Consider the following 16,217-nt stretch of genomic DNA (forward strand, 5'->3'; position numbering starts at 1 on the left):
TATGTTATTCAAAAGATTGAGTTTTTACCTCGCCGTCGCCGGCATTGTCGGCACGGTGCTGCTGGTCAACAAATTGCGCCAGGTGCCGGCGGCTCCGGCGCCGCTCGCGGAACCAGCGCGGTCGCCATATACGAATTCCGTGGCGGGAACGGGGATTATTGAGGCTTCCCGTGAAAATGTGAAAATCGGAGCGCCGAAGGGTGGATTGATTCAAAAAGTGAACGCGCAGATCGGTTCCAAGGTGAAGCAAGGCGACCCGGTCATCCAGTTGGACAGCCGCGAAGCTTGCGCGCAATTGGTCACGATGGAGGCGCAACTCGAGGCAATGAAAGCGTCGCTGCAATCCGAGAAGGTGTTGCTGGCGGATAATGAGGACCAATTCACACGCACTGACAATCTCGCGAAGCAGAATGTGGCTTCGGTGGATGAACGCAACCGGAAGGAATTCGCCCTGCGCAGCATGCAAGCGCGGGTGGCGAAGATTGAGGCGGATATTAAAGCGGTTGCGGCCCAGGTTGAACTGGCGAAAACAAATATTGATATCCTAACTGTGCGGGCGCCAAGAGATGGCACCATTCTGCAGGTGAACGTGCGTGAGGGAGAATATGCTGGCACAACGCCGACCGAGCCCTTGATGATTCTCGGCGAAACGGAAAAGTTGCAGATCCGTGCCGATGTGGATGAGCAGAATGCCCCTTTAGTGGCAGCCAATCAGCCGGCGATTGCGTTTTTGAAAGGTGACACGAAGAACCCAATTCCGTTACGCTTCGTGCGGATCGAGCCATATGTGGTTCCCAAACGTTCGTTGACGGGTGACAGTGCCGAGCGGGTGGACACACGTGTATTGCAAATCATTTTTGAATTTGATCGTCCCACGACACCACTTTATGTCGGACAACAAATGGATGTATTTATACAACGTCCTGAGCCGACAGCGGTGGCAAAGATCCCTTAAGCAGATGCTGACAACTGGAATATGAAATTATTTAGAAGTAAGAAGCATTTTAAATTCATTCTTGCGGCAGCTCTTTGCACTGCCACTTCCCTGCCCGCATGGAGCACGGAATCAACGGTAACGAACCAAGCTCCGGCCTGGCTTTCGGGGCCCCTCTCTCTCGCCGAAACCATGAACCTGGCGTTGAAACAGAATGGCAATATCCTGCGAGGCCAGAGCAACCTGGAGGCAGCCTATGGCTTGGTTGTCCAGACCCGTGCCGTGGCATTGCCAGTCATTAGGTCAACCGGAAATTTCACGTTTAATGCAGCCACCGAAAACTTCCCCGTTTTTGGAGCGCCCATTTTCGTTACCTTCCCGGATAAATCATGGGCCGCGAACATCCAAATCATTCAGAGTGTTTATGAAGGCGGAAGGATCACCTCGGCGCTCAGGTCTGCCAAGCTGACGAAGGAGCAGGCCCTGCTCCAGTACCAGACCGTTGTGGCAGATGCGTTGCTCCAGGTTCGTGTCGCTTACTACGACATCCTGCAGGCCGAAGAACAGATCGTCGTGGAAGAGGCATCAGTTAAGTTGCTGACCCAGGAATTACAGGACCAGACCAAGCGTTATGAGGCAGGCACAGTGCCGCGCTTCAACGTGTTGCGGGCAGAAGTGTCCGTGGCAAATGAGCGCCCAAGGTTGATCCAGGCGCGCAACGCTTATCGCATTTCCAAAAACAATTTGGTCAATCTTTTGGGCTACCGCGTACCGCCGACTGTTTCTGAGGACATTCCATTGACTCTCACGGACAAGCTCGATGCCGAACCTTACGAGATTAACCTGCCGGTGGCAGTCGCCAAGGCATTGCAGAACCGTTCCGAACTGGCGGCCTTGCAGAAAACGGAAAGCCTGCGGAATGAGGATGTGATCAGTGCGAAAGCGGGTTATAAGCCGAGTGTTCAGGCTTTCGCCGGCTATAGCGGGAGAAATACGCAGTTTAGTGACGATCTGGGCCGTGTGGTGAATGGTGCGCAGGCGGGAATTCAATTCACCTGGAACATTTGGGATGGTTGGCTGACGAAGGGGAGAGTGCAACAAGCCCAGGCGCAACACCAAGGTGCCATGGTGGACGTGGACAATGAAACGCGGAACATCGAACTCGAAGTCCGCACCCAATATTCGAACTTCATCCAGGCCCGTGAGACCTTGGAATCGCAGAAGAAGGTGCAGGAGGAAGCGGAGGAGGCTTTGCGTTTAGCTACGGCACGCAGTGAGGCAGGAACGGGCACGCAGCTGGATGTGTTGCAGGCTGAAACTTCACTGACGACGGCACGCTCAACCCTGGTGCAGGCTTTGCACGATTACGATGTGGCACGCGCCCGAGTCGAACGGGCCATGGGCATCAACATCATGCAAAGCAATAAGTAGTAATTCCCAGAGACCTGAGGAACAGGCTATTTCTGAACTTTGAGCTGGTCGGCTTTTCCGGCCAGCTTTTTTTCCATTTTGCCATCGTGGCCAAGAATCTTTTCTGAACCGCCAGCCGCAAGCCAACCCTTGGCTTTGGCATCCCCCTTTAGGTAAGCATCCCAAAATGCGGTTGAATTCTCGCAAATCAGTTTATGAAAGATGGCATCTTTGCCATCGTCGGCCAACCCGCGCGGACGGCCGGAAAAAATCATGTGATCACCGCCTTCGAAGGTGATCAGGTATTGATCCACGCCGTTGATATGATCGAAGGGAACGCGACGGTCCTCCGCCTTGGTATCCCCAATCGGGCTATTGTCCTTCGTGCCGGTCATGTGGAAGCACGGGATTTTAATTTTACTGAAAGCGACGTCGTACTGGGATTTGAGGCGTGGCACAGGAGCACTCATGGCAATGGCAGCTTTCACTCGCGGATCAGGAGCTGATCGCTCCCCCGCGAGGGTGACAAAAACTTCCCCGGCAATCGCCAGAGTCGTATAAGCACCGAAGGAGTGGCCGGCCATACCGATACGGGCCAAATCAAGCCATCCCTTAAAATCTTTGTCATCCTTATTGAGCTTTTCCACTTGATTGATGACAAAACTGACATCCTGCGGACGATTGATGGCGTTTTGGAGGTTAAGAGTCGAGCGCTGCAACGCTTTCATGCGTTCGGCGGCGGGAACGTCCCGCCAAACCGAATCATCGCTGCCGATATGTTGGAGATGGACGGAAACATAGCCGTGACTGGCCCAATATTCACCGAGGTATTTATAGCCATCGCGCGAACCGCCCAGACCATGGGAAAAGATGATCACCGGAAACGGGCCTTTGCCCGATTTTGGAAAGTAAATTTTAACTGGCACCAGGCGATCACGCTTTTCGTCCTTCCAATCGAATTTGATGGTTTCGACCTCGTTGGTATCGGTGCGGAAATCGTGAACAGGCGGTTTGGACTCAGCTGCATGCAGATATCCGGCGGGGATTGTCAGGACCAAACCAATGCAGAGAATGAAATTAAGAACATTCACATGCATTACGACGAAGGCTGTGGCGGAGATGTTACGGGTAATCCAGGACCCGGATCAGACTTGTTGCCCGAGAATATGCTTTTTTACAAAACGTTGGGCATTGAACAGAGAGCGGGAGGAACGATGAAGCATATAGAGCCGAGCATACTGCGCCAATCCAAGCATGCTCATCAATTCATTTTCCACGTCGTGGGAATAGGAGTCGCAGCCCCGCTTCTTTTTGAGGGAATATAACTGGGTGAAAAGAGCCCTCCGGGATTCAGCAGACTTGAACCAGGGTTGGCGTGAGATTTCGGCCGTGAGCGTCAGTTGTTCGCGACCGATGCGTGCATCCGATTGGTTCAATTCTGTTTGTTGCGCGGGATGCCGTCGAAATGCGCACAACGGGCGATTGGTGTAAGCGATATCACCGTTTTGCAGGAGGTGAATCCACATTTCCAAATCGACGATTTGATTGTAATCTGGATGGAATCCACGGGCGGCGGCAGACCGGCGAAATAAAACAGCGGAAGGCTCACCCACCAAATTAGCGTTCTTTTCCAAACACTTCAGAATCACTTCAAGCCCATTGTAGACGCCACTCTTGCCCAAATCATTGCGGAGGCAGATGAAGCGGGAGTCTTGATCAATGATGTTGCGCGCCGAGGCTGCGGCGACGGCCGAGCGGTGATGGTCCAGCATGCGCACCAACTCACCCAAAGCCTGTCCCCCCACCAGCAGGTCGTCGGCAAAAACGAATTTAATGTATTCACCCTGGGCCAGCGAAAGGCATTTGTTCAGGTTCCCCACCATTCCAAGATTGGATTTATTGACGACGAGCTTGATGCGGGAATCGCGGGCGGTGTAGCTGCGGATGATTTCGACGGAATTATCGGTCGAGCAGTTGTCGACAATGAGCAGTTCATAATCGCGAAAATCCTGCGTCAAAACCGAATCAATGGCTTCCGGCAAGTAACGAGCAAAATTGTAATTAGGAATCAGTATGCTAACTTTAACGACTCTCATAATTCCTCTGCGCAACTTGATTTAAGGCAGGTGGGCTGCCAAGTCAACCCGTATTCCCCAGTCTTATTTTGACGTGAGGAGCTTTTAACTCGCCATGCATGGAGGATTGCCCAAAATAAGCGGAATACACCATGGAAACGGCGGACCTGAAACAGGATGTCTCTCAGAACGGCGTGGCTCACCCGACGGGTGATGACACACGGTTGCGGGACCTCTCGTCGCAACAATGGAAGTCCGGCATCGCAGCGTGGCTGGGTTGGACCTTCGACGGTCTGGAACTGCATCTCTACACGTTGGTCGCGGCACCGTTCGTGGCGCAATTGTTGAACCTCACAGACACGACTGATGCACGGGTTGGACGTTATGGCTCGATAATCCAGGCGGGATTTCTCGTGGGTTGGGCGTTGGGTGGCGGTTTTTTCGGGAGGATTGGCGATCGCTTGGGACGGAGTCGGGCGCTGTGTTTGACGGTGCTGACGTATGCGACGTGCACGGGATTGGCAGTGTTTGCGCAAACCTGGTGGCACTTGTTGATCTTTCGATTTATCGCAGCGCTTGGGATTGGCGGTGAATGGGCGGTGGGAGCGTCTTTGCTGTCGGAAACATGGCCAAAGAAATGGCGGACGTGGATTGCGGGGGTATTGCAGTGTGGCGTCAATATCGGGATTTTGATGGCGGCGGGAGCGAATCGGGTAATGTCCAGTGCTCCGCCACGGTACATATTTCTCGTGGGGGTGATTCCCGCGCTGCTGGTTTTCTGGATTCGCCGGGCGGTACCGGAGACGGAGGAGTGGCATGCCGCCAAGAAGGCACAGGAAAAGGAGCCGGGCATTTTGGATTTGTTCGGGCCGGGCGTGCGGAAGATTACTTTGTGGACCCTCGTGGTTTGCGCCATTTCGCTCTCAGCACATTGGGCATTCATGTTCTGGCATCTGCAACATGTGCGCAATTTGCCGGAAGTATTGCTCATGACCCCGGAGCAGAAGAATAATCTGGCCAGCCTGGTGCTTTACCTGGTGATTGCCTCGTCAATCGTGGGGAATTTTTTCGCGGCGTGGATTGCGCGGAAGATTGGGTATCGTGCCACGATTGCGTGGATGTGCCTTGGGTATTTCCTGGCGATGATGGGGGCTTATTGTGTGCCGCGAGATCATCATGCCCTGCTCTACTGGTTTCCGTGCATTGGATTTTTTCAGGGATTGTTTGCGCTGTTCACGATGTATCTGCCGCCTTTGTTTCCAACGTTGTTGCGCACGACGGGAGCCGGTTTTTGTTATAACATCGGACGAATCGCAGCGGCGTTCGGGACGGTTTTCTTCGGATTATTTTCGAAGGTGGGAGATCATCGTATGGCATTGTTGTACGCAGGTTTATTGTTCCTACCCGCGTCCGTGGTTTCGTTCATGATGCCGAAGGTGAGGGATTGAGGATGCTCCGGTTGAAACGGTGCAAGTGAGAAATTTTCAAGCTATTGGACCGACACCACACTAAGTGGAGCGATCAAACATTTCTTGCTTGTCCCCTAAACTTCGCATTGTCGCCACGAATCATTTCTGCGCGGCGGCAATCTCGGTTTTCACTGCGTCTAAATCTTTCTTGAACGAATCGCTTTCCTTCAATTGCCTGGTGATGGCCTGCGCCAGAACGCGTCCTGCGTAAATGTCGCTCGGATAATGCCGCGCGATCTGGACGCGATGCCAGCCCATCAGTCGCGCGTGGTCCAGAATGGCATCACGCTGATCTGGCAGCAAATCCGCCAACACAAGCGCGAGCACCATGGATTCCGTCGAGTGGCCACTCGGATATCCAAACGATTTTTCCAGCTTGCCGTTGGCGAGGGAGGGATCGGTGGTGAAGGGCCGTGGACGACGGAAATAATCCTTGCCCGCGTCAGTCACGAGCGCGGCGTCGATCTGGACTTTTTCAAAGAAGGCGGCCGTTCTGGGCAGGTTGGTTGCGGTGAAAAAAGTGCCGATGGTGGGGGTGAAATTGAAGACGGAAAATTTCTTTTCCGAATACGCAACGGCGATGTCATTGCTGCTGGCGCAGTGATAGATGGTTCTTACTTCAGCCAGTTCGGCAGCTTGTTCCGAAGAGTCAGACGGTGACGGTGGTGGAAGCAGTGTGGCGGCATCGGGTTTGCCAGCAGTCAGGTAATGCAACTCTTTGTCGGCGGCGTGCAGCGGAGTGACCGCGACGGTTAGGGAGAACAAAATGGCAGAGAGCCAAGCTGTGCTGTGCAAACGTGAGAATGGCTTGAGGGAGGTGTTCATCGGGATTTTTCGTGGTTATCTATTAAAAAGCAATGCTGCCGTCCTGGGTCCAATTGATATCTGAATTACTGGGATCGCTGGGTTTGCCGAAAATGTTTGTAACCACATACTCGTATTTGAACCAACCGGCGCGACCATCACCAAATTGTCCAAGCAATAGCTTCGGTTGGCTTTTTCCTTTGCCCTGGCCAGAGCCGGCAAAGATGGCCATAACCGCCAAGAGTTCGATCAACGTGGATCCAAAATATGTTTGTCGCTTCAGTTTCATCGGACCCAATAGAGTTCCAAGGCCCGGGCAAAAATGCGCGTGGACCACAGCTCCTGCCGGTTGAGCACAGATTCCCATCCCCCGGTTACGGCTTGATGTCATTCATGTGACAATTTGACGACATCTGTTGCCAATCGCGTGCGCAGTGGTGAAAGCTCTTCGTCCGATGCTGACATCCAAGTGATGCGCGGCCTAATTCACATCCGTCAACTTTTGAAATGGGGAACCATTGACCTCATCGTTATGCCGCAAGTGGAAAAAACGGGCGAGCTTCTTGCGAAACCCGCCCGTCATGCGTATCAATCAGAGTCAGAACACTCTTACGGCTGCCGCAGCATATAAAACTGCAGTGCGTTCGTAGCCGCAATGGAATTGGTGAATCTATAAATTCCTGCCGGGCCCTCGACCGCTGTACCGATGACCGGCCAGGTTGCAATCGGTGCACTGATATCATTTGTGGCGATTATCGAGTAATTCAAGCCAGCCGCATTGGTGAAGGTAAATGCCAGCTTGCCACCTCCCAAATTAACTCCTCCCAAAATGGATTGGATGGGTGCCGGAATGTTAAACACCGGTGAACTCGTCACGGAAGCAAGCCCGCTAGAGGTGAAGACGATGTTGGCACCAATGACAGCGTTGGTGCTGAAAGCCGTCAGACCGCTAAAGGTGGCCGTGCCGGAAACCGCCGCTTTGGTCACGGCGCCGCCCAATGTCCAGGTGCTTTGCACGGGCGCAGCCGTGATGCTGGCGGTGCTGGTGGTCACGTTGCCGAATTGGTCTTGAACCACGATTACGGGTTGGGTGGCCAGTGCGCCGCCATCGGCAACCGGGCCAGTTGGTTGAGTTGTGATAGCAAGTTTCGCTGCCGTACCGGCACTAATCGTCTGCACGATTGAATTGGTGCTAAAACCGGTCGCGCTGATCACGATCGTTTTTGATCCTGCAGTTTGCAGAAGCGCGGACTGGGATGGATCAAAAACAATTTTGCCAACTTGATTGATGCTATAGGCGGCAGCCGGCAGAGCAGAACCATTTACCGTGATACCGGTGATGGCCGAACGCCAGGCGGCTACATCCGGAGTGTTCGTGACACTGAACGGACTTGAAACAGTGGCTGATGTTGCGGCGCTGAGGAACGGAGGCGGGGTGAGTTCGCTGGTGTAAGCGATTTGCTGTGGCACAAAGGTGATACCTTTCAAATAAGTTCCACCGGTTGCAGTGTAGAGCACATTGCTGGAGACGATGGAGATCGATTGATTGTAGCCGGCCGCGTCCGTCACTCTGACGAGACTGTTGCTGGTGGAAGAGCCGGTCGTATAATAAAGATAAACACCACCGTTGCCGTTAGTGGCGGCAAACAAACTGTCACCGCCCGTCGCGTTGACAAAAGTGCCATTGGCGGCCCATGCACCACTCACCAAGGAATATTTTTTGATAATGCCCTGGGTTGCGCTCACTCCGTCAAGTATATACAGTGTGTCGTAAGTGCTGCCGTCGGAGGAAATCATATAAAAATCCGAAGCAACTGGATCCGTAGTCAGATTATTGGCTTTGGTCACGTCGTATAAGCCGGTGTCGACATCAAGGCCAAGGGCATAAACCACCGGTATCACTTGACCGTTTGCTGTCTTTTGCGTCTCGACATAGGGAACTCCGCCGAAGGTCCTGATGACCACGTTATTAAAAGGGTTCAAATTGGGATTGGCGAGTGTTCCGCTGGCAGCACTGCCGTAGTATAATCCGCCTTTGTCATCCGCGAACCAATTAATATTGTCCAAGGTGGCACAAGAGCGAGCCTGGCTGCCACCCAACGAGGTTGAGATATAATTTAAACCGATCACCAACTGGTTCGTGTAATTCAGACCCGCCGCCGCCCGGTTGAGGTTGAGCGTTTCATCGGGTGTTGCCGCACTGTTGTCGGCGAAAGCACCGAAGCACAATAATGTGCCGTCATCACTCAGTGACATTTTGCCGCAACTGCCGGCGGAACTTAGGCGGAGCGCATTCGTTCCCGTGGCACTTATGGGGACAATGTTCAGAGGCGCAGCTTGCTTGGCAGAGGGCTTAAGTTCGATGACACTGAAAGTCGTATTATTTGCCATCGTATCAATTTGAAGGACAGCCAGATTTCCCGGAGTAAATGGAACCGGTGCCGCGCCGATGTTGAAGGAGGCTGAATTCGTAGTTGTCACTGGTGCATATCCAGTCACGGCAAATGTGAGAAAGTTGGATACTGATCCCAAGTTGCTGGTGGAGGTGGCAGTCAGGTTTGTGAAGACCACAAGGCCGTCGACGGCCGGTTGCACCGTGTCGCCACCCAGAACCCAACTGGAATTGTTGGCGGTGGCAGTGATAGTGACACTGGGGTACGGATTCGTGGTTCCGTTCCCGTATTGATCCGCGATGATCAGGCTCGGATTGACGGTCAAGGTGCCACCACTGGCGGAAGGAGCGGCGGGTTGAGATGTGATGGCCAGTTTTGTCGCCATACCAGCGGCGAGCGGTTGGACATACTTGGCGGTGCCATAACCAGCAGCGATGATGACAATGTTTTTGTCGCCGCTCGATTGCAGCAAGGTGGATTTCGACGGCGTAAAGACCATTTGGCCTGCCGTGTTCGTCGTATATGCCGTATTCGTCAAAACCAGGCCATTCACATAAACAGCGGCAATTTTGCTGCGCCAAACCGCATCATCAGGAAAGGTATTGGTGAAGGGTGCATCTACCGAGGCTCGGGGATCATAGGCTATCGTTGGCGCCGGTGTTCCCGAAGTGCCACCGACCACCACGTTGTCATAACGCCAGTTGCCGGAAGAGTTGTTATAAGAACCGCCATTGAAGGCCACACAATCCGATCCCGTGGCGGCATTGACAATTCTGAATGAAAAGTTGGGATTGTTTTCCACGCCAGGAACGCCAGTAAAATCCACGACGAAGTTGTTGTAAAAGTTCTGCCCTAGAGTCTGATAGATGTAGGTTCCCGTCACAGTATTTTCACTGCCACCCAGCGCCACGGCGGCGTTCGTCTGAACAAATGACGGTTTGGCCCCATAGAAGAGAGTCGAGGCCACATTCGTAGTGGCCCAGGCGTCCGTGGTGTAAAGCACACACATCTTCGCCTCGCCAGCGCTCGTAAAATAAAGATCGAAAGTACACACGATATTGGAATAACCAGCTGTGCTGACATCAAACTGGGCTCCTTGAGTACCGATGGGCGCGGCCGTATTCCAACCGTTGTTGCCGGGATTGCCACGCACGCGCCAGGCATTTGGTCCGGCGTTGCCAGAGGAACTGCCTCCCGGTGGAAGTCACATCGGGACCATTGGTGCTGCCAGTTGTGGTCGTGCCTGAATAAGTGTAGTTGTTATCAAAACCAATGGAGGTAGCCAAACCGGAACCGATTATAGGTAGTGGATGATAAATGATCGTTGCGGCGCTCGGATAATTGTCAAACCCCCAATTCACGATCGTATCGATTGAGGTGCCCTGAATCACAACGTTGTCGAATGTCCAACTGCCTGAAGTATTGTTATACAAGGCTCCGGTGGTATTTACGCAATTCGCGCCCGTGGAGGCGTTGACCACGCGAATCGCAAAATTGGCATTGTTATCCACTCCCGAGATGCCGCTCAAATCAACTGTGATCTGATTGTTCCAGCCGCTCGCCAATTTGACATAGGAACCGACAACCGTAGCTTGACCAGGGTCAGTGTTATTAGTGATAACGCCCAAGGTTCCAACCGAGGTGATCAGGGCATTATTCCAGGTGGAACCGTCAGTGGTATATTGCACCTGAAGATTTGCTTCGGCGTCAGCAGTGGCATAGACATCAAACGAAACATTGATTCTGTAAAAGCCAAACGTGCTGCCCGCAAATAGCGCGCCTTGCGTGCCGATGGGAGCATTCGTTGACCAGCCATTCCCGCCAAAAGGAGCCGAACCGCTCGCACGAACCCGCCAGCTTTTCGCGCCACCAGTCGAGCTTCCCGCCAGGGACTGGATGTCGGGATTACTTATGTTGTTGGTATTGTTAAAAAGATTACCCATACCCAGCGCACTGGCCGAGCCCAGACCGCTTGATGGTGCCGGGATGGCATTGGCCCCGGCGGCCAGATTGTCGAAATTCCACACGGTAAGGAAAGTTGAAGCTTTTGTCCCCGCTAGCGAAGAGAGGAGCAATGCCGCCATGCATGCAATGTTTTTTATTTTCATTAGTTTAGAGTTTTTGCTCTGAGTAAATTCAGTCGTACCCCTGCGAGCAGACAATTATCCATGATTCCGTTACAAAGAAATGTCAGTTGCTTGACAATCTGGTGACATTATTTTTTCGCGAATACTGCCGATTCCCGTCAGCTAATCGGCGTTGATAAACTCCCGCCCCATTTCATTTACGACCGGCCGAAGAGCAATCCACCCACGTTGTCACCATGTTGTAACAATTCCGCCATTTGCTTGTAACAGGAGTGGCTGAGATTATCCCTAACTTGGAAGTCCGATGCTCTGTCGATTAAAGGTTTGGAAGCAAAACATGAATTTACAACACAAGAAGTCCCTCGGGTTCACACTGATCGAACTGCTGGTGGTCATTGCCATCATCGCCATTCTGGCGGGAATGCTTTTGCCCGCGCTTGCCAAAGCCAAGGCCAAGGCCCAGCGGGCGTCCTGCTTGAGCAACGCTAAACAGTGGGGGTTGGCCGACACGATGTACGTAGATGATAACAACAGCACTTTTCCTTACCCGCGATATCAGGGATACGCCTCGAGTGTGGACCAGGATAACCCGGTCTGGCTGTCTATCGCCACTTATCACAATCAAAATCAAGGCGACGATGTTTGGTTCAATGCCCTGCCTTCGTATGTTGCCAACAAACCTTTGTACACCTGGGCATACGATCCAACCGCGTTCTACGGTTCCAAGTCCATCTTCACGTGTCCGACCGCTTACTCGCAGGGCATTGCCTCAGCGGATGCAGTTGCAGCTTCAGGCTCAAAAGACATGATTCCCGGTGTCCGTCCCCTCTTCAATTACGGCATGAATTCAAAATCAATCGCCAACGAAAATCTCAATGCAAGTGTCGCTACCCTCAATGCCAGCATGGTCGCTCACCCTTCCGCCTTCGTGCTTTTTTCGGACGGCCGCGACCGTTCTGCCGAGAATCCCTACTATGGAGCGGCAGCTAATCAAATGCTGCTCGCCACCCCGCACTGTTACACCACCCGCTTTTCCTCCCGTCATGAACGGGGCGGCAATATAACGTTTAGCGACGGGCATGCTGGTTTTTATAAGTACGACTATGTGGTGTCTGATGGTACGGCTATAGCTCCCTCAGGTCCCACGGCCGGCCAAGTCGTCGCTGCTGGTAAAGATCCCGGTCGCCAGGACCTCAACTGGGATTGCCATGGCGACCCAGTTATTAATTGATTTCGATTTGAAGGCGCAATTCAGCAATACTTAAATCGGACTCGTGCAGTAGGAAGTTGATTTTTCATTGGATTCGGAGCGTGAAGGCGGGACGGTTTTCTACTGCATTGCAGTTGGGTGAAGGGCTTGGGATTTTCTGCCAGAGTCACCGCCACCTGGCGCGTTCCCGAGTTGGCACAGCGAGTTTGATCGTGGGCTTGCCACGGATAACTCAACACCCGACCGGGAACTTGGTCATAGGTATGTTTACTTTGGTTAACGCCTTGCAATGGCAAATTAGCTGATTGAGAAATGTGTGAATAGTGTTTTGTACGGAAGTGCCTTTTGGCAAGATTGGCAGTCTCGCTTCAATTTATTGGAGTGCATTCCGATTGCCACGTTCTAACTGCTGCCCGACTACAACAACTTCTGCTATTCCTGTTTCGTTCAAAGCGGTGATGACGTCCTTAAACATGTTGCTCCCGTAAGCCCGCAGGAGGGTGACGGTTTTCGGATTTGGATTGTTGTAAACGAGCTGGAGAACCGCGGGTCCGTTGCCTCCGGTGAGCCGGCTTGGAAGCAGGGAGATGGTGCCGGGTTTTTGGGGAACGCATTCCTGCAGAATGCGGAATTCAACAATCTGATGTTTATTAAGTGACAATTTCTCACGGGGAAGCTGCAGAACTTCGGTTTTAGAATCATACGTCAAAAAATCTCCCTTGGCGCGTTCTGCGCGGACTTGCATTACCGGATAAAAAAAAGCAGCCCAGGATGGCGAAGGCCATGGGAAGGCACATCAGAATGAAAAGTAATCGATCCTGCGGAAAGCTAAAGTGACGGCAGGCGAGGAATAAAAAAAGAAAGGTGAGTGGGCAGACCAGGATTTCAACGAGGAGAATCAACTTCCACGGTATGGCTCCAGCTTTTAGTTGAAGGTGGTTATCTGCGAGTGAAACCGACCAGTACTTGATGTTCGAATAATTGCCGGGAGGTAATGCGTCATCGGACATAAGTTTGAGTTTCAGGTTGTTCGCCTGGCTGGAATTAGCGATTTCATTTTTCCTTCTCTCCCGAGCCTACGGGAAAGAAAATAACCAAAGGGAAGAGATGTGCCCAGAGTTTTGTTGGGAATGGTTGCGTGGAGGATAACGAATAGGGTTGGGGTTAAGGTCGCAGGTGGGATTGGCGCAGGCCGATTACAAATCGGCGATACGGCAGATTGAAAATCTGCGCTACCAGGGAGTGCGAATTTCAAATCGCAGGTCGCCTATGCGGTGAGCAGGAGGAATTGGATTGTGTCGCGAGAGAGATCACGGCTCGACGGAGTCTCGGCCCTACCTATTAATTGATTGCTGGCGCACGGGATTACATTGTGGGGCGCTTGCGCGGATGGGGTATGGGAGCTATGGATTTTATGTGATCACCCCATGGCATGATGCGGCTTAAGGGTGCACTTTCCCGTCGCAAGCACGCAGGGGCATTTCCCTCATGAGGCACGCGAGGGCATTTCCTCTTCGGAAACCAGGTCATCAGAGGATAAATCTATGAGTGGAACGCTGCCTCACCCAATTACTCAGGGTGACTTCTCTCAACGCCCGGTCCCAGGCAAGCCGGGACATGGACATGTTCTCCCAGAATCCTTGCAAGTCTTGCGCCGACGACTGGTCGCGTCAGTCACGCGTCTCTATCCTTTTTACACAGGGTGCGGGACGATGGCGAATTGCGGCGTCGTTCGCATGCTCGCCGGCAAAAGCACTGGCCCCGACTGGGTTCGGCTGCGACAAGGGCCTTATCTCCGCGTCATGCTTGGTGATTATCTTTCCAATGCGGTTTACTTTTCGCGGGATTGGGATCGCAAGATATCCTGGGTTTGTGAGCGCCTGCTTCGTCCCGGGGACATCACGCTGGATATCGGCGCGAACCTCGGGCTGGTCGCTTGCCAGATGGGGGCGTTGGTTGGACCGTCGGGGCAGGTTCATGCTTTCGAGCCCAACCCGTCGGTCAGCGGCCTGCTCCAGGAATCGATTGTCCGCAACGGCTTCAACCATGTCACGCTCCATTGCATGGGGCTCGGTGATATCGAACAGGAACTGGAATTGACAATTCCGCACAATCTTCAGTGTCTCGCGACCCTTGCCCGCCATGAGGAGGGGACGAAAATCCGGGTCCCGATCAAGACATTATCAGGATGGTACAATCAGTATAAAGTTCCACGCATCCGACTCATGAAGATTGATGTGGAAGGTTTTGAACCGCAGGTGTTCCGGGGAGCCGAGCATCTCTTCAAAGCCGTGCGTCCTGACGCCGTGCTTTTCGAGCTAAATCACTATGACGGCCCTTTCGAGGCCCACCCGGTCGTCCAGTTTTTGAAAGTTCATGAGTACGATTTCCTGATGCTGCCGAAAAGGATGCTTCGTATGTGCGCCAGGAGATTGATTTCATCTGCGATTGCCGGATCACCATCTAATGACTTAATAGCTGTGCCCAAGGGCAAGGTTTATGATGAAATCGTCGCCCGATTAAAGGCGTGAAATAGACGATAATTTGGATTACGTCGCGAGGGAGGTCAGGCAAGCGGCGCAACGCTTTCTCTACCAACGCAATTATTGATGCCTGGGGCAGAGGTTGCTCCGTGGTCGCTTGCGCGAGTGAGGAAACTGGCGGGCAGAAATCGTGGGCCATGTTAGTGCGGCACGCACGGGAGTGACACGGCCTTACCTGGTGCCTGCGGTGAGATTAAATCGCAGAGCGCGTACGCGGGACTCCGCATTCGGAAAGTGCTGGCGCTCCGTAATGTTTATTTGCCGGTGGTGAGGACGGCGCGGAAGCGGGCTTTGCCGCTCATCATCAATTCGTAGGCTTCATTTGCTTTCTCCAATGGGAATACCTGGTTCATGGACTTCACGTTGCTGAGGAGGCTGAATGCAAGTGTATCCTGGGAATCAATGGAGGTGCCGGAATACCAGCCTCTGATTGAGCGGCTTCCCCCGATCAGCAAAAATGGAGATACTGTGAGTGAGGGAGGCGCACCGAGGATCATGAACGTGCCTTTGATGCCTAGACCACCCATGACGGCCGTCATGGCGTCGCCGTTGGTGATGGTGGCCAGAACCACTTTGGCTCCGCCGAGTTTAAGCAGTTCGGCTGCGGGATCTTGTGCCTGGCTGTCGATATAATGCCACGCGCCAAGTTTGCGGGCGAGCGCTTCCTTGTCTGCTCCCCGGGCGATGGCGACCGTCCGGAAACCCATTTTGGCGGCATATTGAACGCCGAGATGGCCGAGTCCACCAAGGCCAAGCACGGCAACGAGTTCGCCAGCGCGTGCGCCGCTGTTGCGGAGGGCGTTGTAAGTGGTAACGCCGGCACACATCAGCGGTGCGGCGTCGGCGGAATTAAGTTCATCTGGAAAAGCCGCGAGTGCGCTGAAGGGTGCAGTCATATATTCAGCGTAACCGCCGTCGGAAGTGATGCCGGTGACCAGGCCCAGAACGCAGGCGAAGAATTCACCACGGCGGCAGGGTTCACAACGGCCACAGTAGCCTCCGTGCCAACCGACCCCGACGCGTTGGCCAACGGTCCATCCCTGAACGCCGGAACCCAGGGCATCGATGACCCCGACGATTTCGTGGCCAGGGACGCGTGGATATTGAATACCGGGAAAGATTCCCTCTTTCACCAATGAGTCGCTGTGACAGACACCGCACGCCTGAACTTTAATGCGAACGGAGCCAGGTGCGGGTTCGGGGATGTCGCGTTCGACGATTTCGAAAGGTCCTTTGGGATGGGGAACTTGTACCGCGCGCATTTTTGGCATAATATTTCCAATCTGATTATT

13 protein-coding genes are annotated in these 16,217 nt (G+C 53.2%); 5 read left to right on the forward strand and 8 right to left on the reverse strand.

The genetic code is table 11. The annotated features are described in order from the left end of the window. The first annotated feature begins 1 nt into the window (after position 1). Both CFLAV_RS04535 and CFLAV_RS04540 read left to right on the forward strand, forming a co-directional pair. Positions 2–955, forward strand: a complete 954-nt coding sequence (locus CFLAV_RS04535; protein ID WP_007413454.1) for an efflux RND transporter periplasmic adaptor subunit — start codon at positions 2–4, stop codon at positions 953–955. A 21-nt stretch (positions 956–976) separates the two neighbouring features. After that, complete coding sequence (locus CFLAV_RS04540) at positions 977–2,365, forward strand: TolC family protein (protein WP_007413455.1); 1,389 nt, start codon at positions 977–979, stop codon at positions 2,363–2,365. A 26-nt stretch (positions 2,366–2,391) separates the two neighbouring features. Here CFLAV_RS04540 and CFLAV_RS04545 read toward each other — a convergent pair whose 3' ends face one another. Together CFLAV_RS04545 and CFLAV_RS04550 are read right to left on the reverse strand one after the other, a co-directional pair. Continuing rightward, positions 2,392–3,435: an alpha/beta hydrolase family protein gene (locus CFLAV_RS04545; RefSeq protein ID WP_160164483.1), complete on the reverse strand. Its 1,044-nt coding sequence runs from the start codon at positions 3,433–3,435 to the stop codon at positions 2,392–2,394. Positions 3,436–3,489: 54 nt separating this feature from the next. Continuing rightward, positions 3,490–4,440: a glycosyltransferase family 2 protein gene (locus CFLAV_RS04550; RefSeq protein ID WP_007413457.1), complete on the reverse strand. Its 951-nt coding sequence runs from the start codon at positions 4,438–4,440 to the stop codon at positions 3,490–3,492. A gap of 131 nt (positions 4,441–4,571) precedes the next feature. Between CFLAV_RS04550 and CFLAV_RS04555 the strand changes: the two genes are divergently transcribed. After that, entirely contained in the window at positions 4,572–5,867 is a 1,296-nt protein-coding gene (locus CFLAV_RS04555; protein ID WP_007413458.1) for an MFS transporter, read from the forward strand. 120 nt (positions 5,868–5,987) lie between these two features. Here CFLAV_RS04555 and CFLAV_RS04560 read toward each other — a convergent pair whose 3' ends face one another. From CFLAV_RS04560 to CFLAV_RS04575, 4 genes are all read right to left on the reverse strand, one after another. After that, positions 5,988–6,713, reverse strand: a complete 726-nt coding sequence (locus tag CFLAV_RS04560; protein WP_007413459.1) for a phosphatase PAP2 family protein — start codon at positions 6,711–6,713, stop codon at positions 5,988–5,990. A gap of 22 nt (positions 6,714–6,735) precedes the next feature. Further along, positions 6,736–6,981, reverse strand: a complete 246-nt coding sequence (locus CFLAV_RS04565) for a prepilin-type N-terminal cleavage/methylation domain-containing protein (protein WP_150107269.1) — start codon at positions 6,979–6,981, stop codon at positions 6,736–6,738. A gap of 320 nt (positions 6,982–7,301) precedes the next feature. Then, on the reverse strand, positions 7,302–10,238 hold the full coding sequence (locus CFLAV_RS04570; RefSeq protein WP_040546924.1) for a DUF1533 domain-containing protein: 2,937 nt from the start codon (positions 10,236–10,238) through the stop codon (positions 7,302–7,304). After that, positions 10,168–11,193, reverse strand: coding sequence for a hypothetical protein (locus CFLAV_RS04575; protein WP_007413463.1), 1,026 nt, complete (start codon positions 11,191–11,193; stop codon positions 10,168–10,170). The genes CFLAV_RS04570 and CFLAV_RS04575 overlap by 71 nt, the downstream gene beginning before the upstream one ends. Before the next feature lie 316 nt (positions 11,194–11,509). On the opposite strand from CFLAV_RS04575, the gene CFLAV_RS31835 reads away from it, so the two are divergent. After that, complete coding sequence (locus CFLAV_RS31835) at positions 11,510–12,403, forward strand: type II secretion system protein (protein WP_050785625.1); 894 nt, start codon at positions 11,510–11,512, stop codon at positions 12,401–12,403. Between the two features lie 352 nt (positions 12,404–12,755). Here CFLAV_RS31835 and CFLAV_RS04585 read toward each other — a convergent pair whose 3' ends face one another. After that, positions 12,756–13,127, reverse strand: coding sequence for a hypothetical protein (locus CFLAV_RS04585; protein WP_007413465.1), 372 nt, complete (start codon positions 13,125–13,127; stop codon positions 12,756–12,758). A 799-nt stretch (positions 13,128–13,926) separates the two neighbouring features. Here CFLAV_RS04585 and CFLAV_RS04595 point away from each other — a divergent pair. Continuing rightward, positions 13,927–14,913, forward strand: coding sequence for an FkbM family methyltransferase (locus CFLAV_RS04595; RefSeq protein ID WP_007413467.1), 987 nt, complete (start codon positions 13,927–13,929; stop codon positions 14,911–14,913). A gap of 266 nt (positions 14,914–15,179) precedes the next feature. On the opposite strand, the gene CFLAV_RS04600 is transcribed toward CFLAV_RS04595, so the two are convergent. Further along, positions 15,180–16,196: an alcohol dehydrogenase gene (locus CFLAV_RS04600; RefSeq protein WP_040546926.1), complete on the reverse strand. Its 1,017-nt coding sequence runs from the start codon at positions 16,194–16,196 to the stop codon at positions 15,180–15,182. Between the last annotated feature and the right edge of the window lie 21 nt (positions 16,197–16,217).

This window comes from Pedosphaera parvula Ellin514, assembly GCF_000172555.1.
Lineage (GTDB): Bacteria > Verrucomicrobiota > Verrucomicrobiia > Limisphaerales > Pedosphaeraceae > Pedosphaera.

Coding starts and splice junctions, on each gene's coding strand:
- CFLAV_RS04535 (WP_007413454.1), top strand. CDS start 2: ATGTTATTCAAAAGATTGAGTTTTTACCTCGCCGTCGCCGGCATTGTC.
- CFLAV_RS04540 (WP_007413455.1), top strand. CDS start 977: ATGAAATTATTTAGAAGTAAGAAGCATTTTAAATTCATTCTTGCGGCA.
- CFLAV_RS04550 (WP_007413457.1), bottom strand. CDS start 4,440: ATGAGAGTCGTTAAAGTTAGCATACTGATTCCTAATTACAATTTTGCT.
- CFLAV_RS04555 (WP_007413458.1), top strand. CDS start 4,572: ATGGAAACGGCGGACCTGAAACAGGATGTCTCTCAGAACGGCGTGGCT.
- CFLAV_RS04560 (WP_007413459.1), bottom strand. CDS start 6,713: ATGAACACCTCCCTCAAGCCATTCTCACGTTTGCACAGCACAGCTTGG.
- CFLAV_RS04565 (WP_150107269.1), bottom strand. CDS start 6,981: ATGAAACTGAAGCGACAAACATATTTTGGATCCACGTTGATCGAACTC.
- CFLAV_RS04575 (WP_007413463.1), bottom strand. CDS start 11,193: ATGAAAATAAAAAACATTGCATGCATGGCGGCATTGCTCCTCTCTTCG.
- CFLAV_RS31835 (WP_050785625.1), top strand. CDS start 11,510: ATGAATTTACAACACAAGAAGTCCCTCGGGTTCACACTGATCGAACTG.
- CFLAV_RS04585 (WP_007413465.1), bottom strand. CDS start 13,127: ATGCAAGTCCGCGCAGAACGCGCCAAGGGAGATTTTTTGACGTATGAT.
- CFLAV_RS04595 (WP_007413467.1), top strand. CDS start 13,927: ATGAGTGGAACGCTGCCTCACCCAATTACTCAGGGTGACTTCTCTCAA.
- CFLAV_RS04600 (WP_040546926.1), bottom strand. CDS start 16,196: ATGCCAAAAATGCGCGCGGTACAAGTTCCCCATCCCAAAGGACCTTTC.